Raw genomic sequence first — 24,946 nt, 5'->3', positions numbered from 1 at the left:
CTGGCCGACTCCACCTGTTCCGCCCGCCCTTGTGCTGGCTTTCGTTATGCTTTTATTGATACTCTGGACGTCGTTGGTCCGCCTGTGCGGCGAACCGACGGCCCCTGCGCGGCCCGAGCTGTTTCCGGGCGAGCAGCAGCTGAACAGCTGCGCACTGGACCTGCCGCTGACCTACCTGAAAAAGGACATGCCCGCCGCCGTCCGCGCCGCCCGGGCCCACCAAAACGAGCCGCTGGTGCTGGTGAGCTACAACCCGCAGACGCACCAGATCAGCGCCCAGCGGGTGTTCGTGCGGGTATTTACCCAGGCCAAAACCGGCAAAGAGGTCATCTACCAGGAAGCCGCCGCCGAACAGCACCTGCCCAGCGGGGCCCGCAAAGGCCTGTTTACCCGCCTGAACCCCCAAACCGACCGCTACTACCGCGCCGCCTGCTTCGACGAGACCGTGGCCGCTACGCCTGCCTTGCAGCAGCTGCTGCAGCCGACGGCCGCCACCAACGCCTTGGGCCGCTAATTCTCAGCGCCGCAGTCGGAGCGCCGGGCCGCTCGTGGCCCGCACGCGCCGGCGGGCCTAGCGCCCAGGCGTGGCCAGGCTGATCAGGCGGGCACTGCGCGTTTGGGTGGTGTGCAGATCCAGGGCAAAGCGGTGGGTGGCCGGGCCCAGCTTCACCACCACGGCGTAGCGGCCGTCGGCGAGGTGGCTCACGTTCAGCTTCTGGCCGAACGCGGCCGCGGTGCTGGCCTGCTCGTAGAGCACGGCGCCGTCGGTGGCACGCACCAGTTGCAGGCGGCCGGGCACTTGGGCGGGGTTGCTCACGCGGACCAGGTACACGCAATCGGCCACTTGGTCGAGCGACACGGGCTGGCCGGCGGGCTCTTGGGCGGTGGCGGCCCGCTCGGTTCCGATCAGGAGCAGGCTCATCAGGGCGGCGGTTTGCAGCAGCAGTTTCATAGCATCAGGAAGGATTAGCAGTCGGCCGAAAACCCGGCCGCGGCCCGCAGGCGTTGGCCGCGACAAAGGTGCGGCGGCAGTGTTGCGCCCGTGGTACCGCAGGGTTATGCTTGCGTCAAGTCCGCGCCGCCCGTCCCGGCCGAAGTGCGTATCTTGGCTTAATCTTTGACCCGCTCCGGAGCCGTCATTCTCCTCTTCAATTCCACCGTATGCGTCACTCTCTCCTCCTAGCCCCCCTGCTGGTGGGTGCAGCCCTGGCCTTCAGCGCCACCCCGGCCCGCGCGCAGGTCACCATCAACATCGGCACGCCGCCCCCGCCTCCCGTAGTTGTGGTGCGCGAGGTGCACCCGGTCAAGGTCAAATACAAGAAGCACCACCGCCATTACTACCAGCCGCGGCCCGTGATGCTGGTGCCGGCCCAGCCGGTGTACTACGTGCCCGCCGGCCACCCGGGCCGAGGGCACGGCCGCGGCCACGGACACGGCCGCCACTAAGCCGCCCCGCTCTTTCCAGCCCCGCCCGCTTTTGCCCTGCGCAGAAGCGGGCGGTCTGTTTTTGGCCCGGGCCGACCGGCGGGTTTGGTCCTGAAATGGGAAACAGTCAAATTTAATATTCATTAAACACAATATTTTATCTACATTCCGAGCTAAAGTCGCTGCCAATCAGGGGCTTTAGCTGCCAATTCACACGTTCCTGTTTTCCTTCAACCCCGCACCTATGTTACACGCCCGCTCCCTGCTTGCCGCCTCCCTCCTACTAGCCACGGCCTGCGCCAAGCAAACCGACCTAGACCAAATAGCGCCCAGCGCTACCACCGCTCAGGACGCCCAAACCACCCTGCTCACCGACCAGCTCGTGAAGCCCATCGGCTTGAGCGTCGACAACCGCAACCGCGTGTGGGTAAGCCAAAGCGGCACCGGCCAAAACGACGCCTCGGTGGCGGTGGTCACGCCCAACGGCGACGTGCAGACGGCCTTTGTGGGCTTCGGCTCGGCGGTGCTGCCCAACGGGGAGCTGGGCGCCCTCAACCACGTGCTCTACCGCGACGGGGTGCTCTACATCCTCGACGGGCTCAACGGCCGCCTGTACCTGGCCGACGTCTCCGGCTACAAAAACCACGACGCCCCGGTGGCGGCCAGCACTCTGCCCTACATCAGCATCAAGCCCTTCGTGCTGTCGCAGAACCTCTCGACCCCGCTCGACTCCAACCTGTACGACCTCACCTTCGGGCCCGACGGCCACCTCTACATTGCCGATGCCGGGGCCAACGCCATCATCAAAGTCAACCTGGCCACACAGGCGCTGAGCGTATTCGCCCGCATTGCCAACATTACGCCCCCGTCGGCGCCCAACCAGATTCAGCCCGTACCCACCGGCATCATCTACGACGGCAGCAAGTTCCTGGTGACCACGCTGACGGGCTTCCCCTTCCTGGCAGGCGCCGCCAAAATCCTGCAGATCAGCACCAGCGGCGTCGTGAGCGACTACCGCACGGGCTTCACGGCCCTCACCAACCTGGCCCCGGCCGGCAACGGCGGCCTGCTCGTGACCGAGTACGGCCGGTTCGTGTTCAACCCGCCCACCACCGTGGGCTGGCAGCCATCCACCGGCCGGGTCGCCACCGATGCGGGCGTTACCGTGGCCGGGGGCCAGGACCGCATCACCGACATTGAGCGCCTCAACCCTCAGTTTTACTACGTGCTCAGCAACGGCGCCGGCACCATTCAGAAGCTGAAGTACTAAGAGCCGCTAGGTCATTCCAGCTACGGCCGTGCAGGGCCGGGCGGAGCGTTTCTGGCGCTTCGCCCGGCTCTTCTTTGTAGGCTGCGCAGCCAAAGCGAGGAAAGCGCCGGGACCGAGGAGCCCGCCGGAGACGCAGCGAAGCGACCGGGCTGCTTGCCATGCGGCGCCCGGCGGTTCGACTGGGCGGATGCCAGCTAGACCAAGTCTGAGGTTCCGAATCGCGGCCGCAACCCATGTTTGACGTACGGATTCCAGCCCCTAGCGCGTGGCTTTAGCTGCTGCTGCCGCTCAGGTTGCTCAGACGGCCGAGGCTGTCGAAGGTGGCGGTGAGGCTACCGGCGGCGCTGCTAGCTGTTACCGCGTCGGCCTGCTCGGTCACGGTGTAGCCTTTGAGGGCGGCGTAGCTGATGAAGGCCGGCCGGTGGTCTAGCTCGTAGAGCGAAATAGCCTCCGGAAAGGCGTGCAGCAGCCGGGCTACGTCGTGTTTGCGGTGCTGGTCAATCAGCTCGCTCTTGAGGGTGATGAGCATGATGCCCTGCCCGTAATCGGCCAGGTAGTAGCCGCTGGCGTCGAACAGGCCCGAGGCAATGGAGCCGATCAGGTGCAGGTCGTCTTCCTCCGCGTCGACGGCGTCGTGCTTGAGCAGGTCGATTTCCTGCTCCTCTCCGTAGGTTTTGAGCTGCCGGGCCTGCGTCAGCAGCCGCTCCGGAATGCCCGATTGGGTGTTGGCCCAGGCCCACAGCCAGCTCTCGGAGGAATGCGAAAACGTGCCCAGAATCTGCACCGGAAACACCAGCGCCGGCCCGAACGAAATCGTGCCGGCCGCCATGTCGAAGCTCCAGCTGTTCTCGCCGATGACGTCGAACAGGTCGTTTTGCTTGTCGTAGGCAATGGCGCCGTAGCGCTCCAGCAGTTGCTGCACGGATTTGCACGGCGTGGTCTCGAGTTCGGCTGGGGTCATAGCGAAAATGGGCTAGGGTTCGGGAATGGTTGGGGCTTTGGTAGGGCTTACTGCTGCGGATAAGCAAAGTTGTCCCGTGGGGCTGCGGCCCGGCTGCCGGCATGAGCGGGCTCCGCGCTACGCCCCGCGCAGCAGCCGGCTTATTCCTGCACTTGTAGATTGATGAAGGTACCGCTCACCGCCGCCGTGCAGGCCCAGGTGCCCACTCTATGGGCGTGGGCACCTGGGCCTGCTGCGCCGTGTAGCTGCCCCGCAGCAGCCGCTGCCGCGTCATGGGAGCTGGTTGTCTACGTCTTTCTAGACCGTCATGCCTACTGTCCACACAGCCCCTAAGAACACCGCCGCCCGGATAGCCAGTAGCCGGGCGGCGGTGTCTTGGGGCCGCTGGGGCGCTTCTGCTTAGCTGCCGAACGACTCCTTTTGGAAGCTCAGGCCGCGCAGCTCGGCCGCGTAGGCGTCGGGGTAGTTGGCCTTCACGTGGTGAATGAGGCTGCGCAGGGCCTTGCGCACCTGGGCCTCGCCCTGGTCCTTCTGGCTGACCTTACCGCTGCGCGCCCCGGCGGGGCTTTCGTCATAGAGGGTGGCCGGGTGGGGCGAAAAAACCACTCAGCGTTAGGCTGCTCGGACGCGGCCTCAACGGCCTTATTGCCCAGTGCCGGGCTTGGCCTTTTAAGGCCGCACAACCATGTTGTCAAACTTGCCTTCCAGATCTAGACGCCACGTGACCAGCCCGCTCGACGTGGGGCCCTTGGGGTCAGGAATAAAGGCGAAGCTTAGGTCGTAGGTGCCGCTGAGGAGCTTGCGGCGCGCGTCGTACTTGGTGATGTGCAGCGTGCCGGAGGGCGAATAAGACACTGGCACTCGGTTGGTATACAGCCGCTCTTGGGTAAAGGGGGGCGCATCGAAGCGGTACACGTAGTACGTTTTGCACGTCGTGCGTGGGGCGCCGTCTTCGTCCGCGCTGTAGTCGCCCACCAGCCCCGGCTTGAGCTTGTCGCTGGGCACGTGCAACGTAAGCTCTTCCTGGTTGGCGGGCGGGTAGAAGCGGAGCTCCAGTCCCGCCTCGGTGAGCTCGGCCGCGGCCTGAATGGTATTGCTGGGATGCTCTGCGCGTTCGGACTGAGCGGGCACCACGCCGTCGAGTGTGTGAAAATGACGCGAGAAGGAGTAATCGGCGCGGGGCGCCGGGTCGTTGTGCCGGCAGCCAGTGGCCAGCGCCAGCAGCGCTGCCAGCGAGGCGAGTTGGTAGGGATTGAAGGGCATGGGAAAGCAGTTTGTTGAGAAGAGACTTTCCGCGGGTGCCAAGGTTGTGCCAGCAGCCCCATCCGGCGCCTCACATAAACATGTGTTGACCGGACAGCCCCCTGCGTACCTCCTTGGAATTCACTTGATATTCTTAACCAGGGTATGGACAGAGTAACTCAAGAGGGCACTCTACTGCTTTTTAGAACGTCATGCTGAGCTTGTCGAAGCATGACGTTCTTTTTGCTTACTGTCCACAGACCCCAAGACAGCACCGCCGCCCGGATAGCCAGTATCCGGGCGGCGGTGCTGTCTTGGGGCCGCTGTTATACTTGCTACAGTATTGCATAGTCACCTTCTGCATCTGGCTCATTCATGTAAATATCGTACGTCTCCATCGGCGTGATGGAAAGCAACACGTCATTTTCTACATGAATGTCAAACTCATCGGTGTATTTATCTCGTTTGACTCCGCAGTTAGGACAAGTATCATTGGCGAGAACAGCGTAGATCTTGACCCGAGCCAAATGCGGCTTGCCAATGTTGGCTTTGCTGTCGTCCCATTGCAGCTTATCTCCCAAATGGTAATCTAACAACCAAGTGAGGCCAAATTTAAACTGGTATTCTCCCGGATAAGTGAACTGACAGGCGGGACATTGTGCTGGAGCGTGTAGGGTATTGAACGTGCCCATAGCAATAGTAATTCAAAAGCAAAAAGCCCCAACCTTGCGGCTGGGGCTTTCAATTTATCAGAAGTCCAGATTACGAGGCCAGCTTTCCATTCTCACGCAGGTACGCCAGAAACTCCTGCTTCGAGAGCGGCCCGCTGATGCGCCTGGCTTCGTACTCTTCCGGCGTCTTACCGGTCATCGAACGATTCGCTGGTGTCGGCGAGGAATTGGCAGATGATGAAGGTTTGGTTGGGGGCTGCATGACAAGTTGAGTCTGCTGGGCTGTAAGAAGGTATAGAATACCAGCGAAAGAAAAAACACGATTTAGCAGCTTTTTGGAAGAGATACCAGCCTGAGCTTAGCTGCATTTGCGCGTTGCAAAGCTGGTTTACGAAATTTCGTTACAAGAACATTTGTAGAAAACACGTCTTCGGCGCTTCCTTTAACAAGACGGGCGATAGAACATCTGTTCTACCGCCCGCTGGCAGGTTTCAGTAACTATCTACTAGAACCAGCTGTTAAGAATGGCAAGAAACACTTTCAAGTGTGGCGCCAGCAATGGCACCCACACTTCGAAAGACTTCCCAGTAGCGGTTATCAACCCTAGGATCAAAGTCCACCTAGCTAAGAAATCGTTTGAAGGGAATTTCTTACCAAACTTTCGACTGTTACCACGCTTTACTAGGGCCATGGGATACAGAGGTTAGTTTGGAAATACGAGGGGCGTCTTGCTCCTCCCAAAGAAGAGGTTACCGTTGGCGCGGTGCCTCTTTTTTTGTTTGGTCGCATTCATAGCCACAGGACGCCCTTTCGGCTGTGGCTGTTGAAGGCTATGTTCTCATCCAAGCAGTTTTAGGTGAAGAAAAGAGGGCAGGAAGCCTTAGCTCCCTGCCCTTTTCACTTACGCGCTGCAAGCTTCGCAGGCGTCCGGATTATCCAGCGAGCAGGCCATGGCGGCGGCCTGGTCGTAGACGGGTTCTAGCGTTTCGGCGGCTTGCTTCTGCACGGTGAACTTGATGGCGTCGGCAGCGGCTTTGGTGCGCAGGTAGTACATGCCGGTCTTCAGGCCGCGCTTCCAGGCGTGGAAGTGCATCGAGGTCAGCTTGCCGAAGTTGGGGTTCTGCACGTGCAGGTTCAGGCTCTGGCTCTGGCAGATGTAAGCCCCGCGGTCGGCGGCCATGTCGATGATGGTGCGCTGCGAGATTTCCCAAACCGTCTTGTAGAGGTCCTTGATGGACTGCGGGATGCTGGGAATGTCCTGCACCGAGCCGTTGGCGGCAATGATGTCCTGCTTCATCTGGTCGTTCCAGAGGCCCAGCTTCACCAGGTCCTTGAGCAGGTGCTTGTTCACCACCATAAACTCCCCGCTGAGCACGCGGCGCACGTAGATGTTCGAGGTGTAGGGCTCAAACGATTCGTTGTTGCCCAGGATCTGGGCGGTCGAGGCGGTGGGCATGGGCGCCACCAGCAGCGAGTTGCGCACGCCGTGCTCCATCACCTCGGCGCGCAGCGCGTTCCAGTCCCAGCGGCCCGACTCGGGCGTGACGCCCCACATGTCGAACTGGAACTGGCCCTTGCTCATGGGCGAGCCGGGGAAGGTCTCGTAGTGCCCGTCGCGCTTGGCGAGGTCCTTGGAGGCCGTCACGGCGGCGAAGTAGATGGTTTCGAAGATGTCCTTGTTCAGGCCCTTGGCTTCCTCGCTCTCGAAGGGCATGCGCAGGGCAATGAAGGTATCAGCCAGGCCCTGCACGCCCAGGCCGATGGGGCGGTGGCGCTTGTTGCTGCGCTCCGCTTCCGGCACGGGGTAGTAGTTGATGTCGATAACCTTGTTGAGGTTCTTGGTGGCGTGGTAGGTCACCTCGAACAGGCGCTGGTGGTCGAAGAAGGCCTTGCCATCTTTCTCCGATACGTAGCGCGGCAGGGCCAGGGAAGCCAGGTTGCAGACGGCAATTTCGTCGGCATCCGTGTACTCCATAATCTCGGTGCACAGGTTCGACGACTTGATGGTGCCCAGGTTCTGCTGGTTGGACTTGCGGTTGGCTGCGTCCTTAAACAGCATGTAGGGCGTGCCCGTCTCGGTCTGGCTTTCCAGGATGGCAAACCACAGCTCCTGGGCCTTGATGGTCTTGCGGCCGCGGCCTTCGCGCTCGTACTTCTGGTAGAGCTTCTCGAAGTCCTCGCCCCAGCTCGTGTCGAGGCCCGGGCACTCGTGGGGGCACATCAGCGTCCATTCGCCGTTGCTCTCCACCCGCTTCATAAACAGGTCGTTGATCCAGAGGGCGTAGAACAGGTCGCGGGCGCGGTTTTCCTCCTTGCCGTGGTTCTTCTTGAGGTCCAGGAAGTCGATGATATCGGCGTGCCAGGGCTCGATGTAGATGGCGAAGGCGCCCTTGCGCTTGCCGCCGCCCTGGTCCACGTAGCGGGCCGTGTCGTTGAATACCTTCAGCATGGGCACCAGGCCGTTGGAGGTGCCATTCGTGCCCTTGATGTAGCTACCAGTGGCGCGCACGTTGTGCACGGCCAGCCCGATGCCGCCGGCCGACTGCGAAATCAGCGCGCAGTTCTTCAGCGTGTCGTAGATGCCCTCGATGGAGTCGTCCTTCATCGTCAGCAGGAAGCAGGAGCTCAGCTGCGGCTTGGGCGTGCCGGCGTTGAAGAGGGTAGGGGTAGCGTGGGTAAACCAGCGCTCCGACATCAGGTTGTAGGTTTCGATGGCCTGCTCGATGTCGTCCTTGTGGATGCCCACGGCCACGCGCATCAGCATGTGCTGGGGGCGTTCCACCACCTTGCCGTCGAGGCGCAGCAGGTAGGAGCGCTCCAGCGTCTTGAAGCCGAAGTAGTCGTAGTTGTAGTCCCGGTCGTAGATAATGGCCGAGTCGAGCTGGGCGGCGTGCTTGTGCACCACTTCCCACACGTCGCGGGCCACCAGGGAGGCGTTGTCGCCGTTTTTGGGGTCCTCGTAGGTGTAGAGCCGCTTCATCGTGGAGGAGAAGGACTTCGAGGTCACCTTGTGCAGGTTGCTCACCGCAATGCGGGCCGCGAGAATCGCGTAATCCGGGTGCTTGGTGGTGAGCGAGGCGGCGGTTTCGGCCGCCAGGTTATCGAGCTCCACGGTCGTTACGCCGTCGTAAATCCCGTCGATGACCTTCTTGGCCACCTCGATGGGGGAGACGAAGAGCATGTTCAGCCCGTAGCACAGTTTCTCGATGCGAGCCGTGACTTTGTCGAACTTGACGGACTCGCGCCGGCCGTCGCGTTTAATTACCAGCATAGGCGGGGTGAGGTTTGGCGTAAAAAGGGTTGGAGGTGTGTGGGTTGCGGCAGCGCGGACTGGGCAGAGAGGAATTAGCCTAAGCTCATCCGTTTCGTGCCCGGTCCGCGCCGTTACTGTCCGGAATATACTCGGCCGCATTGTTTGCCTGAATCAATCCGCGGCCGGAAAGTTTTCCACAATCGGTTCCCGCTACCGTGCGGGCCGATTTTTAGAAGTTATCCACATAAGCGTTTTGGGCGCCGAAGCCGGCAAAATCAGGTTGCTGATTTGGGCCGGTTTTGCTAAGCTGGTTGGGGCTGTTTCCGGCCAAAGGGAGTAGGAAAAGACCGACAAAGCTGAACGGTCATCCTGAGCTTAGCGAAGGACCTTGCTATTGCCCGGGAGAAAGAATTGAAGGGCTGGACCCGGGCCAAGAAGGATGCGCTCATTGCCACCATGAACCCGACGTGGCTGGCTTATAATTACAACGCCTGAGCTTCTGAGCTTGGACTTGGGCGGCGGCGCGGGGTGCGAGGAAGGTCCTTCGCTAAGCCCAGGATGACGGGCTGGTTTCCTCCGTCTTTATTGGCCCTCTGCCAACAAAAAAGCCCGCGACCTTGGCCGCGGGCTTTTGCATTCTTACTGACAAGCGGCCGCTACTCCAGCAGCAGCTTCTGCGTGACCACGGCGGTGGGCGTTTTCAGCGTCACCACGTACAGGCCGCGGCGCAGGGCGCGCACGTCCACTTGGCTTTGGGCGCTTTTCAGCGTCGTTTGCAGCACCACACGGCCGCTCAGGTCGCGGAGGCTCAGCTCGCCGCCGCGGGCTTCGCTCTCGATGCGCAGGTTGTCGGTGGCGGGGTTGGGGTAGAGCTGCAGCAGGGGGTTGACCGTGGCCGCGGTTTTGGCCGCCGTCACGCCGTTGCAGCTCTGGCCAAACACCCCATCGAGGTAGCTCAGGCGGCTGCGCACCCAGCCCTGGATGTAGCCCAGCTGGGTGGTGTCCTGCTGGGTGCCGCCCCACACCAGCTGCTCACGGGCGTAGGCATTGTTGCCGGCCAGGTAGTTGTATTCGGCGCGAAACTTGGCCATGATGTGCTGCTCGGTAATCACCGTGGTGCGCAGGGCCTGCCAGCGGGCGGTCAGTGTCTGGCGGAAGCCGCCGGCGGAGCAGTCCTGGTTGAGGCGCTGGTAGAAGCCGTTGGTGAGGATGTCGTCGACGGAGCCGGTGTTCACGCCCTGCCAGTCGGTGCCGAACACGCCGTCGAGGTCCCAGGGCACGTAGTAGTACGGCTCGCCCTGCTTGTACTTGGCGATGTAAATGTTTTTGCCGGTGTTGTCGGTGGCCCGGGTCAGGTTCAGAAACAGGTAGTAGTCGACCGCGTTGCCCAGGTGAAATTTCTGCCGATAGTTGGCGTAGAAGTTGGCGTCGGTGCTGTTTTTGACGAAGAGGCAGAAGTTGTAGAGGTTGGTCCAGTCGATCTGCTCTTCGGGGTGCTTGTACTCGAAGCCGGCCCAGGTGTCGAGGGTGTTGTCGAAGGGCGGCACCGAGCTGAACGTGGGCGCCCCGGCCCAGTCGACGCCCTTGTACAGCTCGCCGGTGATGCCGTTGTTGTACTTCTTGAGCTTGAGCTGCTTGCGGTCCACGCGCTCGGTCAGGGCGTAGAGGCCGCGGTACTCGCCGTTCAAGAACAGCTCGGCGTACTGCATGGCAATGCCGTTTTTGGCCTCGGGCTCCTGGGCTTTGTAGTAGATCTGGTGAATTTCCTGCCAGAGCGCGTTGGCTACCTTGCTGCGGAAGCGCAGCGGCTCGTTGTAGAGGGCCTGCAGGTTGTACTTGTTGTCGGTGCGCATGCCCAGCAGCGTCACGTCGGCCGAGCTGGCGCCGGTGGTATCGGCCCAGAAGCTCAGCTCGTAGGATTTCTTGGGCAGCGCCTGCGACGAGCCGCCGCGAATTTCAATGCCGAGCTTGGCCTGCACCTGCCGCCCGGACGTTTCCGTCAGCTGCAGCTGCGCGTACACGCTGGGCGCGTCCACAATCGGGTAGCGGGTGTCGATGTGCACCACCGGCAGCTTGGTAAAAAACAGCGTGTACGCCGCGCCCGCGGCCACCGCCCGGTACGACGAGTCGGTGCTGATGCGGCCCAGCGGCCGGGTCAGGCTGTAGACGCGGTCGAGGGCGAGGTAGTTGGGGTTGGTGGTAGCTCCGGCGCTGAGCACGTCGACATCTTGGTTGACGAGGATGAGGTGGTTGGCGGCGTCGACGTGGTAGTACGGGGCCGGCACGGTGAGCGTATCACCGCCGGCCGCGGCGGGCAGGGCCGGCAGCAGCAGGGCAAGCAGCGCCCACACGAGGCGGACAGGCGTAAGGATTTGTCGCATAAATGGGGAGTTGTCTGGACAGGTAGAGTCGGGAAAAGCAGCGGCGCCGGGCCGTGCGGCGGCGCGGCGCAGTACGCGCAGTTGCACCTTCAGCCCGGCGGCCGAAAATTCGGGATGCGTAACGGTTGCCGGCAACTCGCTTAGACGGGTTGGCGGGTTGGGTCGACCAACGGGCCGGGCACGCAGCGGGCCGCCGACCGGAACCGGCGTTCGGCCGCGGGTAATGTGGGTAGCATGTGGTTATCTTAGAAGCGGGGAAGCACCGCGGCTACCGAAGCAGCGGGCAACACCCCCAAAGCGCACGCGGAAATAGAAGCAACACTCAATGAGGCCGCGAATTACGGGCAAAATCGAACTATGTCGGTTGAAGCGCAGTAATGTTTTTTACCTCCCTGTCGTCTTCGCCGCCCGTATCTGCATGAGGAACTCTACCCCCTTACCCTGGCGCTACCTGCCCGTGCTGCTGCTCTGGCTGCTGGCGGGCCGCGCCAGCGCCCAGCGTTTTGCCGTCATCGGCGACTACGGCTACGCCGGCCCGGCCGAGCGCGACGTGGCGGCCTTGGTCGACAGCTGGGACCCGGAATTTATCCTGACCCTGGGCGACAACAACTACGACTCCGGCGACTCGCTCACCATCGACCAGAACATCGGGCAGTACTACCACCAGTACATCGGCAACTACCACGGCCGTTACGGTCCCAGCGCCAGCACGAACCGCTTTTTCCCCTCGCTCGGCAACCACGACTACTACACCGACAACGGCGAACCATACCGGCGCTACTTCACGCTGCCCGGCAACGGCCGCTACTACGAGTTCGTGCGCGGCACGGTGCACTTCTTCGCCCTCAACAGCGACCCGCAGGAGCCCGACGGCGTCGATTCCAGCTCGGTGCAGGCGCGCTGGCTGCGCGAGCGGCTGGCCGCGGCCCCGGAGCCGTGGAAGGTGGTGTACTTCCACCACGCGCCCTACTCCTCGGGCCCCCACGGCAACACGCGCTACATGCAGTGGCCCTTCCGGCGCTGGGGCGCCTCGGTGGTGCTCAGCGGCCACGACCACCACTACGAGCAGCTGGAAGTCGACGGGCTGCCCTACTTCATCAACGGCTTGGGCGGGCGCAGCCTCTACCCGGTGCGCAACCCACCCGTTGCCGGCAGCCAGCGCACATTCGTCGGCGAGTACGGCGCGCAGTTGCTCACCGCCAATGCCGACAGCCTCACGCTACAGTTTCTCACCCGGCGCCGGGCCCTGGTCGACAGCTACACCCTGCACCGCGCCCCCAGCGCCACGCCCAAGCTGTACCCGGTGAGTCCCAACCCCTTCGAGGGCGGCACGACGGTGGAGTTTTACCTGCCCGCAGCGGCCCAAGTGCAGCTGCGGGTGCTCAACGGCCTGGGGCAGGAAGTAGCGCTGCTGCGCCAGGGCGGGGTAGCCGCGGGGTGGCACCGGCAGCCCTGGGCGCGCGGCGGCCTGCGGGCCGGCGTGTATTACGTGCAGCTCACTGCCGGCGGTACTACGCAGGTCGTGCGGGCCGTGGCCTTGTAGCGGTTACTTTTTCGGCGTGTAGGTAAAGCCAAAGCCCTTGGCGTAGTCGGCCAGCGGGCCCAAGCCCATGCTGGCGCGCCGCTCGTCCACGTGGGCCTCGTCTTCGATGGCGTAAAACCCCGCCTTCCCGGTTTTGACGTCGTTGACGACCTGGCTGCCGTAGCGCTGGGGCTTGCCCTGCCACATCAGCAGGCGGTCCTGCATCAGGGCAAAGTCCGCTTTGGCCAAGTCGCCACGCTCCACGGCCTGCTGGGCCAGGGGAAAGTACTTCTCCATGGTCGGCCGGTCGGAGTGCTGAATCACCAGGAACACGGTCTGGGAGCCCCGGGTGCCCACTTTGGCTTTGCTGGGCCAGCCGCGCTGGTCGAGCAGAGCCGTAATTTTCTGGAGGTTGCGCGCGTCGGTTTCGCCCATCTGCTTCCACAACGCCTGCATTTCCGGTGAGTTTGCGCCGTATTTCTGCTGGATACCCCCTAGCTGCTGCCGGCTGCCCTGGTCGGTGGTGTAGATGGAATCAAGCTGCCGCTTCAGGGGCATGTCGTAGTTGGCTTCGATGCGGGCCACCGAGGCTTCTAGCTTGCCGAGCAGGGGCTGCCAGCGCTTGTCGGCGCGCAGGCCGTCGAGGTCCGTGTCCTGCTTGAGGTGGGCCACGTTTTCCCAGCCGGCGGCAGTGGCTTGGTCGAGGTAGCGGAAAGCCTGATCCTTGTTGCCGGCCAGGGCCCAGGCGCAAGCGGCGTTGTAGTAGTCGCTGGCGGTTGGCTGGGCCTTTTTATCCCGAAAAGCCTGGTCGAACAGCTTGCCGGCTTCGGCGTACTGTTTGTTTTGGTAGGCGCCCATGGCCTGCCCGCTGAGCGTCGCGAAGCCGGCGGTTTGGGCCTGGGTTAGCTGGGCGGCCAGTAAAAGGGCGGCTCCAAGGGCGTAGAATCGGCGCATAGTAGTCATCAAAAAGCGAGGGATACTGCGCTAACGCCCCGCCGCGGGGCTTGGTATGGCGCGCCCGGCGGCAAAGCGCAAAAAAAAGCCCGCGGCCGGGGCCGCGGGCTTCGCTCAAGGGCAACGAGGACCGCTTAAAAATCTTCGTCGAGCGAGAAGACGTTCTGTTCCCGGTCGCTCATCACGCCGGCTTTCTGGTACTCGGCCACGCGCTTCTCGAAGAAGTTGGTTTTGCCCTGCAGCGAAATCATTTCCATGAAATCGAAGGGGTTCGAGGCGTTGTAAATCTTGTTGTAGCCCAGCGAGACGAGCAGGCGGTCGGCCACAAACTCGATGTACTGCGACATGGCCTGCGCGTTCATCCCGATCAGGTTCACGGGCAGCGCGTCGGTCACGAATTCCTGCTCGATGCTCACCGCGTCGCGGATGATGTCGTGCACGCGGCTTTCGGGCAGCTTGTTTTGCAGGTACCGCTCGTAGAGCAAGCAGGCAAAGTCGCAGTGCAGGCCCTCGTCGCGGCTGATCAGCTCGTTGGAGAAGGTCAGGCCGGGCATCAGGCCGCGCTTTTTCAGCCAGAAGATGGAGCAGAACGAGCCGGAGAAGAAAATGCCCTCCACGGCGGCAAAGGCAATCAGGCGCTCGGTGAAGTTCTCGGAGTTGATCCACTTCAGGGCCCACTGGCCTTTCTTGGCCACGGCCGGCACGGTTTCCAGCGCGTTGAAGAGGTAATCCTTCTGCTTGGGGTCCTTGATGTAGGTGTCGATGAGCAGGGAGTAGGTTTCCGAGTGGATGTTTTCCATCATCACCTGGAAGCCGTAGAAGCAGCGTGCCTCGGGCATCTGCACCTCCTGCATAAAGTTGACGGCCAGGTTCTCGTTCACGATGCCGTCGGAGGCGGCGAAGAAGGCCAGCACGTGCGAAATGAAGTGCCGCTCCCCGTCGTTGAGCGAGTCCCAGTCTTTCTGGTCCTGCGAAAGGTCAATCTCTTCGGCCGTCCAGAAGGAGGCTTCGGCTTTTTTGTACATCTGCCACACGTCGTCGTGCTGAATGGGGAAGAGCACGAAGCGGTTGGGGTTTTCAACGAGGAGCGGTTCCATGGGCTGGGCAACAGGGATGAAACGGTCGAAAGTAAGGCGGGGAAAGCGCCGCGCCGCCGGTTGCAGCAACCACGGCCGGCGGCAATTGTTCGGCGCGGTGCGGGACCCGGTTGGCGGTGTCCGCCCGGCCGACCGGGAGTTCAAAGATAGCCCGGCCGGTCCAAGCCGCCCGGCTGATTGGCGCTTTTTTGTCTGTTAATTTTTTGCTAAGCGACTGAGGGCAAGCGCACCAGCCATTTCAGGGCAAAAGCCAATAATTCTGCGAATAAGCCAGCTTTTATAAATAGTTATCCACATTTCGCCTGTTAACAATTCAAGTTGTCCACAAAAATGCTATGCGCGTACCGGCGCAAGGAGCCCTGCCGGCGGGCTTGCGCAGCCGAAAATCCGGCGAGTACAAGAGGATTAACGCGTTAGGTTTGGTAATGTCAAACCCACCTCGTACTTTTGCCTTCCATTTTCAGAAAACCCGCGGAGAACCGATGTACGCAATCGTAGACATAGCCGGCAAGCAGACGAAAGTCGAAGCCAATAAATTTGTGTACGCCCACAAACTGGCCGGCAACGTCGGCGACGAAGTAGAGCTGGGCAATGTACTCTTGACCGACAACAACGGCACCCTGAGCGTGGGCGCCCCGTTCCTGTCGGACGTAAAAGTGAAAGGCACCATCCTCGGCCACGTCCGCGGCGACAAGGTGATTGTCTTCAAGAAGAAGCGTCGTAAGGGCTACAAGAAGCTCAACACGCACCGCCAGGACTACACCAAAGTAATGATCAACAGCATCGGCTAAGGCCGAGTTGACAGTTTAACGTGGTCAGTTGTCAGTACCTTGCAGGTGCTGGCTGCAGAACTGACAACCCGCAACTGACAACTGACAACTCTCTAAATACCATGGCACACAAGAAAGGCGTAGGTAGCTCCAACAACGGCCGCGAATCGCATAGCAAGCGTCTCGGCGTAAAACTTTACGGTGGCCAGCTGGCCATTGCCGGCAACGTAATCGTGCGTCAGCGCGGCACCAAGCACCACCCCGGCCAGAACGTGGGTATCGGTAAAGACCACACCCTGTTCGCGCTGGTTGACGGCACGGTACAGTTCCGCAAAGGCCGCAAGGACCGTTCGTTTGTGACGGTGGTTCCGGCTGCTGCCGAGGAAGCTGCTGCGTAAGTAGCCTCGCTCCTGATACTCCAAAAGCCCGCCTTCCCGGCGGGCTTTTTTTGTTGCCGTTGGTGGCCGCGTTGCCGAGGTAGTTGCCCTCCAATCGAGCGGGGCAATCAATACCTGGGCACCGCAGCTTGCTTTTCCGGGGCTGTGACCAGCCGCCGTTACGTTCTGCTTCCTCGTCTAGATAGAGTAGCTGTACGCTTGTCTTCCTACCAGCGCCTAGCCGCGCCCGGGTCGTCGGACTTGTCCAGGTATCAATCGGCTCGTCCGGTTCCCGCAGCGAGGCGCAAAACGCCCGTTGAGGCGGTTGCTACACTCCACCCGGAGCCCACCCAGCCCATCTTACGCCGACGGGCCCAAAAAAGCGGCGCCGACAGCAGGCAGCCATCCGAAAGGAATAGCTACCCGGTGTCGGCGCCGCCGTTACGCGAAGCCTAGGTTAGTCGTGCTTCACCAGACGCAGCGTGGTCAGGAACGCGCCGTTGCGCACGCGCACCACGTAGACGCCCGCGGGCAGCGTGTGCACGTCAAGGACTTTGGTAGTGCCCCCGGCTTGCTCGAAGCCCTGCAGCAGGCGGCTGCGCACGTCGTACAGGCTGACGTGGTAGGTACCGGCCGGCAAGGCACTCAGGTCGAGCGTAGTGGCTTCCGTGCTCGGGTTCGGTACCAAAGCCGCCTGCGCCACTCCAGCTTTAAAGGTCACGGCCCGCACGTCGCTGTAGGAATAAGTGCCGTCGAAGTCTACCTGCTTGAGGCGGTAGTACACCAGGTTGCCCAAACGGGCCGCGCCGGCGTCGGTGTGGCTGTATTGCCGCACCGAGGTACTGTTGCCGAAACCAGCCACCTCGGCTACTTTTTCGAAGCGGTGGCCATCGAGGGAGCGTTCCACCTCAAACCGGGCGTTGTTCTTCTCTTGGGCAGTGGTCCAGTTCAGCAGGGCGTCGCGCTCCTGCGGGCGGGCGGTGAAGGCCGTAAGCTCAACCGGCAGCGGCGCCCCGATAAACGAGCGGGAGCAGAGGGCCGAGGCCGGCACCAGCACGCTGCTGCCGTTGGTATCGGGCCCCGAGTACTCGAAGCGCAGTTCGGTACCGCCGTTGCCTTGGCCGTAGAGAATGACGATGGGGTAAGAGCCGGCATTCAGGTAGAGCGGGGCGCTGTTGATGGTCACAACGCCGTGCGCGCCGCCGTTGGACACCTGGGCGCGGCTCGTGTTCAGCGGGTTGTCCTGGGCGCGGTTGCCCACCCACAGGAACGAGGCGTCGTCGCTACCCAGCGTGAAGACGTAGTTGCCCGCCGTCTGAATGGTGATGTAGCCGCGGTAGCGGGCGCTGAGGTATTGCGGGCTCGTGGTGGAAGCATTGGCCCCGGTTTCGCCCCACACGTTGTAGCCGCTGCGCAGGTTATCCGAGAAGCTGACGGTGCTTTCGGTCCGGGCGAAGCGGGGCGTGTTGCTGGTGAAGAAGTTCGGGTCGTTGCTGCCGGAGAAGTCCGTGTTGTAGTACTCCGCATACAGGCCCTGCGTGGAGGCCGTGCCGTTGAACGTGGACCCGCCGCAGGAGCCCGCCGGCAGCGTTACGGCCACGTTGGCTACCCGGTTGGTGTTGTTGCTGCTCGTCGGGTCGGTGGTTTGCGAGGTAGCGTTGCCAGTGGCGGGCAGGGGCAGCACCGTAGGCGTGCCGCTGGCGTTGGTGGGAGCCGAAAACGCGTAGTTGCTGCTCGGCACCAGAAAGTTTACGGTGTAGGTGAAGGCAGCCGCGTTGGCGTACACCGTGTTCACCGTGGGCAGCGTCAGCACGCCGGTTTCAGCGTTATAAGCCGCGCCTTCCGGCAAGGAACCCGAGGTGCGCAGGCCGCGGGCCAGTTGCACCGAGGTGGCCACGTTGGTGGCGAAGGCCGGACCGTTGTTGGTCAGCGCAAACTGGTACGCAAACGTCGCCGGGCTGGTGGGGTTCAGCGAAGCCTGTACCGAAGTCGGCGCCGTGATGGTCAGTACCACATCGGCGGCGGCTTCCAGCGTCAGGGTCAGGCTGGCTTGGTTGGCGGCAACGTCGGTGCCCTGGCTGGTACTGGTGCCCACGGTGCTGGTCAACGTGGCGTTGGTGCTGGCGTAGTCCGGCGCCGTGAAGCTGAACTGCACTTGGCTTTGGTTGGCCGCGCCCGTTAGCAGCGAAGTCAGCGTACCAAAATCAACAGTGGTGACGGCGCTGCTGCCGCTGCCCGAGGTGGAGGTGGTGGCCCCGGCGGGCAATTGCGCGGCCGTGACGGTAGCCCCGGCGGGCAGCGTCACGCGGCGCGTAACGGAGCTGGCGGCCGAGGGGCCGTTGTTGGTAAACGTAACCGTGTACGGCCCAACGGCCTGCCCTTGCACCCCGGAAGCCGGGCCGCTGAGCGTGGTGGTTACGTCGGCAATTTCCGACACGCTGGTGCCGAGGGTGTAGGTGTCGTTGCTGGTCTGGCCGGCTTGGTTGGTGCTGGTCGCAATAGTGCCTTGGGCGGCCACCGTGCCGGTAGTCGGCGCCGTGTAGCTGATACCGAAGCCCGTCGAGGTGCCGCTGTTGACCGTAGCCGCACCGTACGTGATGGTGTAGCCGGCTGCCGTCGAGCCGCTGACCGTGCCGTTGGGCGCCGAGACGTTGCTTACCCCCGCCGGCAGCGTTACCGTCCGGGTAGTTACCGCCGCATTGGAGGGGCCGTTGTTGCCAAAGGTAGCCGTCAGGCTGACCGTGCCCCCGGCGGTAACGGTGGTCGGACCGCTGAGCGTCACGTATGCGTCGGCAACGGCGCCGATGGTGAGGTTCAGCGTAGCTTGATCCGTCTGGTTAGTGGTGGTAGACTGCCGGGTGCTCATGCTGGTGTTGCTCACCAAGGAACCCGTGCCCGCCGTGGTCGGCGCCGTGAAGCTGAACGTCAAATCGGTCGAGCTGCCGGCGTTGAGCGAGGCGAGCGTGCCGAAGTCGATAACGCCGTTGTTGAACGACGCCCCGCTGGGCAAGGCCGCTTCCTGGGCGGCCGACAGCGTGGCCCCGGTGGGCAGCGTCACGCGGCGCGTCACGTTCACGGCCGGGTCGGGGCCATTGTTCAGGTAGCGCACGGTGTAGTTGCCCGTGGCCTGGCCGGCGCTAATCGTGGTGCCGCCCGACGGGAAGCTGGTCGTTACGTCGGCCCGCTGGTTGTCGTTGACGATGTCAGTGGTCGTGTTGTTAGCGGTGGCACCGTTCTCGTCGGTGGTCGTGCCGATGGTGGCAATAATCGAAAACTCCACGGCGGGGTTGCCGGTGCGGAAGTTCACGGTTTCCGTCACGCTTTCCCCGCTGGCCAGCGTGGTGGGCGAGGTCCAGGTAATGGTGTACCGGTTGGTGCCCGTGCTGCGCACCACGGTGCCGCCGTTCGTAGCCGTGACGTTGCTCAGAGTAGCCGTTGTGAGCACCACCGAGCGGGTAATGCCACTGGCGGTGGAAGGCCCGTTGTTCGTAAATACGACCGTGGCGCTGGAGTTGGAGTTTTGGTTCAGCGCAACCGGGGCCGAGGTAATGGCCACCGCCACGTCGGCTAGCTCGGCGAAAGTCGTCGTGGCCGAGGCGGAGTTGTTGGCCGTGCTGCTGCCTTCGTTGGAAGACGTGTTGATTTGCGACAGCGCCTGAATCGAGCCCGACCCGGGAGCCGTGTAGGTCACGTTGTACTGGGCGCTGGTATTGGGCGGCAGCGTGCCGTTCGAGAGGTAAGTAATCGTGTACAGCCCGCCCGGGGTACCCGAAATCGTGCCGCCCGGGGCCACCACGTCGCTCACCCCGGCCTGCAGCAGCAGTTGCTGGGTAACGCCGGTGGCCTGTTGCGGGCCGTTGTTGCCGAACGTGGCCGTCACGCTGACGGTGCTCCCGGCCGTAGCATTGGCCGGGGCCGCAACGGTCGTAAATACATCGGCGGCCGTCGAGATGGTTACGTTCAGGGTCGCTTGGTTGGGTGCGCTGTCGCTGCCCTGGTTGGTGCTCGTCGACACCAAGCTGCTAATCGTACCGGTGCCGGGGGCAGTCGGGGCCGTGAAGGTGAACTGGTAGGTGTTGCTAGCGCCGCTGGCCAGGGTGATGAGCGTACCAAAGTCGATAACGCCGTTGGCGTAGGTGGCCCCGGCGGGCAGCGCAGCCTGCTGAGCCGCCGTCATTGTGGCGCCGGTGGGCAGCAACACGCGGCGCGTGACCTGCTGGGCTACGTTCGGGCCGTTGTTGCTGAAGGTTACCTCAAACGCCGTGACGGGCTGACCGGCCGCGAGGTTGGTAAAGCCGATGAGCGTAGTGGTGACGTCGGCCACGCAATTGGCGCCAGAGGGCGTGTTGGTGGTTTCGCTGGGCGTCACGTCGATTTTCGTGGCCGCGATGCTGATTCCCCCGGCCGTGGCGCCGTAGGCGATGTTGCCCGCGGTGGCGCCGTTGTTGCCGGGCAGTTCCGACGAGCCGCCGGCGGCCGACGACGACACGTAGATGATGCCGGCCGAACCGCCGCCGCCGGGGCCGTGCGGGGCGCCGCTCCCGGTATTGGAGCCGCCTGTGCCGCCGCGCACCGTGATGCGCACGTTGCTCAGCGAGTTGTTGGCCAGGATCAGCACGCTGCCCCCGGCGCCGCCGCCGCCCGAACCGTCGTTGGCCGGTACGTAGCCCATGCTCTCACCGTCGACGTTGATGGTGCCCGAGCTGCTGACGGTCGTCGCGCGCAGAATCACGATGCCGCCCCCGGCGCCGCCGGAGCTGGCAAAGCCCGAACCCGGCGTACCGGTGGAGTTGTTGGTCGTGCCAGCGCCGCCGCCGCCGCCCATTACGAGGCGGCTGGGCGAAGCTTGGGTGAAGGGGGCGCCGCCCACGCCGCCCGTAGGCAGGTTCGAGTCCCAGGCATTGCCGCCGAAGCCGCCAATGCCCGCGTTGGCGCCGCCGCCGCCGCCGGTGTTTTGGTCGTTGGCCGTGGGGTTGCCATCGGTGCCGCCGCCGCCAGCGTTGCCGGGTGCGCCGCGGCCGTAGCTGCCGCCGGGGTAACCTTCCACACCCGTATCGAAGAGCACGCCGTTGTTGTTGACGTAGCGCGGCGTACCCGCAATGCCCTCGCCCTTGGAGCCGTTGGTGTTCAGCGTAGCCGAGGTCAGGAAGTCACTGGCCGAAAGGCCGGCCGTGTTCGAGCCGGTGAGCCCGCGCCCGGCACCGCCGCGGAAGCCGCGGCGGCTCAAGTCAATAGTATTGCCGTTGAGGTTGAGGGTACCGGCCACGTCGAGGGCCAACACGCCGCCGGTGCGGCCGTTCCAGTACGGCGCCGTCAGGGTGGCGCCGAGGGTCAGGGCCTGGTACTGTGGCACCCGAATAACCTGGTAACGCCGCTGGCCGGCCGTGCCGGTGGCGTCGGCGTCCTGGTACGAGTAGGTCAGGGGCGTGGTGAGCGTGACGGTGCTGCCCGAAATGCTCTGCACAATCCGGTATTCATATTGCCCAGCCGAGAGGTTGGTGCCGAGCGTGCCGCGTCCGTAGCCACTGGTCGAACCGCTGCCGTAGGCGGTGGAGTTGGTGGTGCTGATGTCGGCGCCCTGCATCTGCATGATGAGCACCAGGTCACCGGCCCGCAGCAGCACGTTGCTGCCCGAGGGCGAGCCGACGGAGAGGGAGCTGGTGCCGGCAGCCGGGCTGCCCTGGCCGGGGTAGTAGGTATTCAGCAGCTGGTTGGCCGTGGTCGTAATGCTCCCGTCGCTGCCGGGGGCGGCACACAGCTCACTGGCCGTCTGAGTTACGAGCGTGGTCTGAATGTTGGAGCCCGGGGCGTTGCCGTTGTTGTTGTCGACGGCCGGGTCGCCGTTGGCCGTGGTCGAGGAGGCCGTAACCTTGCCCGTCACGTTGCCGGAGGCGGGCATGGTGAAGCGTACGGTGTAGGCAGCCGATGCACCGCTGGCCAGGGTACCGGGGGCCGTCAGGGTGACGATGTTGCCGCTAACCGAACCGCTGCTCACCGTAATGCCCGTGGCCCCGCCGGTGAGCGTGAGTTGGGCCGTCACCCCGGTAGCCGAGGAAGGGCCGTAGTTGGTCACCACCACCTGGTAAGTCACCGAGCGGCCGGCCGACGCTACGTTCGGCCCGCCGATGCTGGTAACCACGTCGGCTACCTGCGTAGCCGTCGTGGTCACGCCGGCCGACGCGGCCGTGCCGTTGTTGTTAGCCGCGTTGGCATCGGTGCTGGTACTGGTGCTCGACGCGGTGGCGCTGACCGAGCCGCTGGCCGGCATGGTAAAGCGCACCGTCGGCTGGAAGGTACCGCCCCCGCCGATGTCCCGGCCCGGGAACGTCACCACCCCGCTTCCATCAATGGTGCCTTGGTTGGAGATGCTCACGTTGGCGGGCACCGTGCCAGTGAAGCGCAACTGGGGTATCACCCCGGTGGCCGCGCTGCCGCTGGTATTGTTCGTCACCGATAAGGTGTAAGTAACCGTGCTGCCAGCCGGTGCGCTGGTGGCGCCGCTGACGTTGGTAGCAACGTCAGCTTGCGCCTGTGCACGAAGAGACAATCCGCCTAGCAACAAAAGGGCTAGGCTTGCAATGCGTACTGTTTTTCCCATAATAGTACCTTGGACCCGAAACGACCCGAAGACCCCCACTGGGTCTTCTGCAGCCGACTTTACATCCCGGCAAAGGTACAACTGGCTGGTAGCTACGCAGCTAGTCCTATATTTTTTCTTAGTTATATTATCCTTCGAGCGTCTCTATTTGCAATTAACTAAGGTCGAGCTCCCAAAATTGTAATTCTCGACTTCAGGCAGTATTTAGTGCCCAGCCCAGCCGCCGGCTTCGGTCAACGCGTAGAGCACGGGGCGGCTCGGGCTGGCGTCGAGGGCCAGCATGGTCACTTGCAGGTTGAGCAGGTACAGGCCGTCGGGCACCGCGTCGGGCACGAAGACGAGCTCGGTGATGGTGGCGCCGCGCCGGATGCGGTCGGGGTATTGCCAGAAGGCGTGGTGGGCAGCCAGCACGCCCGCGTCTAGCTCCCGGTCGACGCTGGGCAGATCCAGCAGCAGGTGCTCAATGCCCTGCTCGACGAGGTACTGCGCCAGTTCGGCGCTGATGTAAGGCGGATTCTGCCCCGAGTACTGGCGGCGACGCTTGGCCTCGTCGTTGGGCAGGGTGCGCAGCACCAGCGCCTCGGGCGGTACCGGCGCAGCCTGCAGCAGCGGGAGCACGTCGGCCAGCTCTACTACTAAGTCGCCGTCGATCCGGCGGCGGGGCTCCACGGACAGCAGCCAGGCTACGAACAGGAACCGCTCCAGGCAGTTGGGCAGCGTGGCGGCCGGGTCGGGGCTGATGTGGCCGTAGCACTCGGTGTGGGTGCCGTTGCCGTGGGGCGTCAGGTGCACGCGCTTGTAGTTGGTGCTGCCGCCCTCGGCCACCGAGCCCACAAAATCCCCGACGCGAATCACGTCGATGTCGACCGGCTCGGCCCAGAAGCAGTTGACTTGATCGGGCCCGGGCGCCAGCGGCAGGGCAATGTCGAGCGGCGCCGTGACATCGAACCGGAACGTGCGGCCGTGGTGCTGGAGAGTGAACATATAGTGAGATGGGGAGGTGGTGAATGGGGGAGTGGATGGTCAGGAGGCCGGGGCTGCGCCGCTTGCGCACATGAAACGCCACTCACCATTTCACTACCTCGCTTATTCACCGTCAGACAACCGGCGGCTCGGAGCGGAACTCGCCGGCGAGTTGGTTGAGGATGCGGGCTACTTCGTCGGCGCGGCTGTAGACCATGAAGTGCGTGCCCCCCTGGATGAGGTACTCGACCTTGGCCGGGCCGGGCGGGAACACCCGGTCGTGCGTCCCGCGGATTTGCACGGCGGGGCCGATGTCGCGACTGTCCCAGCGGAACAGGCTGCGAATGGCCCAGCGGGTGTAGCGCGGCTCCTGGTCCCAGAGAATCTGCCGAAACAGCTGATACTCCGGCCCGTTGCTGACGCCAAAATACCACTGGCCCAGGCGGGGCGTGAATTTAAGAATTTGCGGAGGCAGCCAGTGCTGCACGCCGGTAGCGCGAATGAGCTTGAGCAGGGGCGGCAGTTGGTCGGCGCCGGGAATGCTCGATATCAGCGCGACCAAGGCCAGGGGCCGCAGACGGGCTATTTCCAGGGCCACCGTGCCGCCAAACGACACGCCCACCAGCCAGCAGCGTCGGTCCAGCGGAATAGCGGTGGCCATGCGCTCGGCGTAGGCGGGCAGGGGCTCGTCGGGGTCGGCGGGGGCAAGCCAGGGCAGGTAGTGCACCGTGCCGCGCAGCTGCGGAATCAGGCGCTGAAACACCCGTTCGTCGGCGCCGAGGCCGGAAATCAGGTAAAAAACCGGCTGGTGGTCCGCGGAATCAGGCATCGAGGCGACGGTAAATGCCTTCGAGGTAAAACACGTTGTCGGCGGCGGAGCGCTCCTCGCTGGCTTCCTCGTCGTCCTCGTCGATGAACTCGTCCTCGTCGGCGGGGTAGGTAAACGAGAGCTTCAGGGCAATGCCGGGCAGCACGATGGGCTCGACTTCGGCGTTGGTGTACTCCAGCAAGCAGGGCCGCGGGGCGTGGGCCAGGGCGTCGGCCACCTCTTCCTGCAACTCGCCGGCGCGGGCCCCGGCGTGGCGCAGCAGGATATCGAGCTGCGCGAAGGGCAGGCCTAGGTGGAAAAAGTACGTCTGGTCGTCGTAGACGGTGGTGGCCCAGAGGGTCACGTCGTCGGAATTATCAAACACGATGGCGCGAATGTGGATTTCCTCCACGAAAAAGTCGGCTCCGTATTCGACGGCGTCAATGAGGCGTTGCATGCGGGGAAGGTACGCGGGGAAGGGAAACAGGGCAAGCTACGCAGATGCCGCGCGGAAGGGTAGCCCAGCCAACGGAACGCCCGGCCGTCATGGCGAGCGAAGCGCGGCAATCGTTCTTCTCGTGGTAGAAACGGCACACCAAACCCCGCAAACTGGGGGCCGCGGAGTTCGAGCGGGTCGGTTTTCGGGCAGCAGGT

The 24,946-nt window shown here is 63.4% G+C and carries 19 protein-coding genes; 6 read left to right on the top strand and 13 right to left on the bottom strand.

Annotated features, from left to right (window positions below; genetic code table 11):
* Positions 1 to 46: 46 nt before the first annotated feature.
* Entirely contained in the window at positions 47 to 514 is a 468-nt protein-coding gene (locus LJ737_RS03175; RefSeq protein ID WP_227762895.1) for a hypothetical protein, read from the top strand.
* Positions 515 to 571: 57 nt separating this feature from the next.
* Here the strand turns inward: LJ737_RS03175 and LJ737_RS03170 are convergent, their stop codons facing one another.
* On the bottom strand, positions 572 to 952 hold the full coding sequence (locus LJ737_RS03170; RefSeq protein WP_227762894.1) for a hypothetical protein: 381 nt from the start codon (positions 950 to 952) through the stop codon (positions 572 to 574).
* 209 nt (positions 953 to 1,161) lie between these two features.
* Here LJ737_RS03170 and LJ737_RS03165 point away from each other — a divergent pair, with 209 nt between their 5' ends.
* Together LJ737_RS03165 and LJ737_RS03160 are read left to right on the top strand one after the other, a co-directional pair.
* On the top strand, positions 1,162 to 1,446 hold the full coding sequence (locus tag LJ737_RS03165; RefSeq protein ID WP_227762893.1) for a hypothetical protein: 285 nt from the start codon (positions 1,162 to 1,164) through the stop codon (positions 1,444 to 1,446).
* 223 nt (positions 1,447 to 1,669) lie between these two features.
* Positions 1,670 to 2,695 carry a ScyD/ScyE family protein gene (locus LJ737_RS03160; protein WP_227762891.1) on the top strand — a complete coding sequence of 342 codons (1,026 nt, stop codon included), beginning with the start codon at positions 1,670 to 1,672 and terminating at the stop codon, positions 2,693 to 2,695.
* A 271-nt stretch (positions 2,696 to 2,966) separates the two neighbouring features.
* On the opposite strand, the gene LJ737_RS03155 is transcribed toward LJ737_RS03160, so the two are convergent.
* The 6 genes from LJ737_RS03155 to LJ737_RS03130 form a co-directional block, all read right to left on the bottom strand.
* Complete coding sequence (locus LJ737_RS03155) at positions 2,967 to 3,656, bottom strand: DUF6882 domain-containing protein (RefSeq protein WP_227762890.1); 690 nt, start codon at positions 3,654 to 3,656, stop codon at positions 2,967 to 2,969.
* 399 nt (positions 3,657 to 4,055) lie between these two features.
* A complete protein-coding gene (locus LJ737_RS03150; protein WP_227762889.1) occupies positions 4,056 to 4,262 on the bottom strand; it encodes a hypothetical protein in 207 nt (68 codons plus the stop codon).
* A 63-nt stretch (positions 4,263 to 4,325) separates the two neighbouring features.
* Complete coding sequence (locus LJ737_RS03145) at positions 4,326 to 4,919, bottom strand: hypothetical protein (RefSeq protein ID WP_227762888.1); 594 nt, start codon at positions 4,917 to 4,919, stop codon at positions 4,326 to 4,328.
* Between the two features lie 314 nt (positions 4,920 to 5,233).
* Positions 5,234 to 5,590 carry a hypothetical protein gene (locus LJ737_RS03140; RefSeq protein ID WP_227762887.1) on the bottom strand — a complete coding sequence of 119 codons (357 nt, stop codon included), beginning with the start codon at positions 5,588 to 5,590 and terminating at the stop codon, positions 5,234 to 5,236.
* 880 nt (positions 5,591 to 6,470) lie between these two features.
* Complete coding sequence (locus tag LJ737_RS03135; protein WP_227762886.1) at positions 6,471 to 8,840, bottom strand: ribonucleoside-diphosphate reductase subunit alpha; 2,370 nt, start codon at positions 8,838 to 8,840, stop codon at positions 6,471 to 6,473.
* Between the two features lie 638 nt (positions 8,841 to 9,478).
* Complete coding sequence (locus tag LJ737_RS03130; protein WP_227762885.1) at positions 9,479 to 11,203, bottom strand: CotH kinase family protein; 1,725 nt, start codon at positions 11,201 to 11,203, stop codon at positions 9,479 to 9,481.
* 418 nt (positions 11,204 to 11,621) lie between these two features.
* On the opposite strand from LJ737_RS03130, the gene LJ737_RS03125 reads away from it, so the two are divergent.
* A complete protein-coding gene (locus LJ737_RS03125) occupies positions 11,622 to 12,746 on the top strand; it encodes a metallophosphoesterase (protein ID WP_227762884.1) in 1,125 nt (374 codons plus the stop codon).
* Between the two features lie 3 nt (positions 12,747 to 12,749).
* Here the strand turns inward: LJ737_RS03125 and LJ737_RS03120 are convergent, their stop codons facing one another.
* Positions 12,750 to 13,679, bottom strand: coding sequence for a DUF6624 domain-containing protein (locus LJ737_RS03120; RefSeq protein ID WP_227762883.1), 930 nt, complete (start codon positions 13,677 to 13,679; stop codon positions 12,750 to 12,752).
* Positions 13,680 to 13,813: 134 nt separating this feature from the next.
* Positions 13,814 to 14,776 carry a ribonucleoside-diphosphate reductase small subunit gene (locus tag LJ737_RS03115; protein WP_227762882.1) on the bottom strand — a complete coding sequence of 321 codons (963 nt, stop codon included), beginning with the start codon at positions 14,774 to 14,776 and terminating at the stop codon, positions 13,814 to 13,816.
* 482 nt (positions 14,777 to 15,258) lie between these two features.
* On the opposite strand from LJ737_RS03115, the gene rplU reads away from it, so the two are divergent.
* Both rplU and rpmA read left to right on the top strand, forming a co-directional pair.
* Positions 15,259 to 15,567: a 50S ribosomal protein L21 gene (gene rplU / locus LJ737_RS03110; RefSeq protein WP_227762881.1), complete on the top strand. Its 309-nt coding sequence runs from the start codon at positions 15,259 to 15,261 to the stop codon at positions 15,565 to 15,567.
* 101 nt (positions 15,568 to 15,668) lie between these two features.
* Entirely contained in the window at positions 15,669 to 15,944 is a 276-nt protein-coding gene (gene rpmA, locus LJ737_RS03105) for a 50S ribosomal protein L27 (RefSeq protein WP_227762880.1), read from the top strand.
* Positions 15,945 to 16,380: 436 nt separating this feature from the next.
* Here the strand turns inward: rpmA and LJ737_RS03100 are convergent, their stop codons facing one another.
* From LJ737_RS03100 to LJ737_RS03085, 4 genes are all read right to left on the bottom strand, one after another.
* On the bottom strand, positions 16,381 to 22,470 hold the full coding sequence (locus LJ737_RS03100; RefSeq protein WP_227762879.1) for a GLEYA domain-containing protein: 6,090 nt from the start codon (positions 22,468 to 22,470) through the stop codon (positions 16,381 to 16,383).
* Between the two features lie 255 nt (positions 22,471 to 22,725).
* Positions 22,726 to 23,505, bottom strand: a complete 780-nt coding sequence (locus LJ737_RS03095) for a cyclase family protein (protein WP_227762878.1) — start codon at positions 23,503 to 23,505, stop codon at positions 22,726 to 22,728.
* A 112-nt stretch (positions 23,506 to 23,617) separates the two neighbouring features.
* Complete coding sequence (locus LJ737_RS03090) at positions 23,618 to 24,313, bottom strand: alpha/beta fold hydrolase (RefSeq protein ID WP_227762877.1); 696 nt, start codon at positions 24,311 to 24,313, stop codon at positions 23,618 to 23,620.
* Positions 24,306 to 24,749: a hypothetical protein gene (locus LJ737_RS03085; protein WP_227762876.1), complete on the bottom strand. Its 444-nt coding sequence runs from the start codon at positions 24,747 to 24,749 to the stop codon at positions 24,306 to 24,308. The genes LJ737_RS03090 and LJ737_RS03085 overlap by 8 nt, the downstream gene beginning before the upstream one ends.
* Positions 24,750 to 24,946 lie beyond the last annotated feature (197 nt).

The organism is Hymenobacter sp. 15J16-1T3B (assembly GCF_020711235.1).
GTDB lineage: Bacteria > Bacteroidota > Bacteroidia > Cytophagales > Hymenobacteraceae > Solirubrum.
This window is presented reverse-complemented; position numbering and strand designations above follow the sequence as displayed.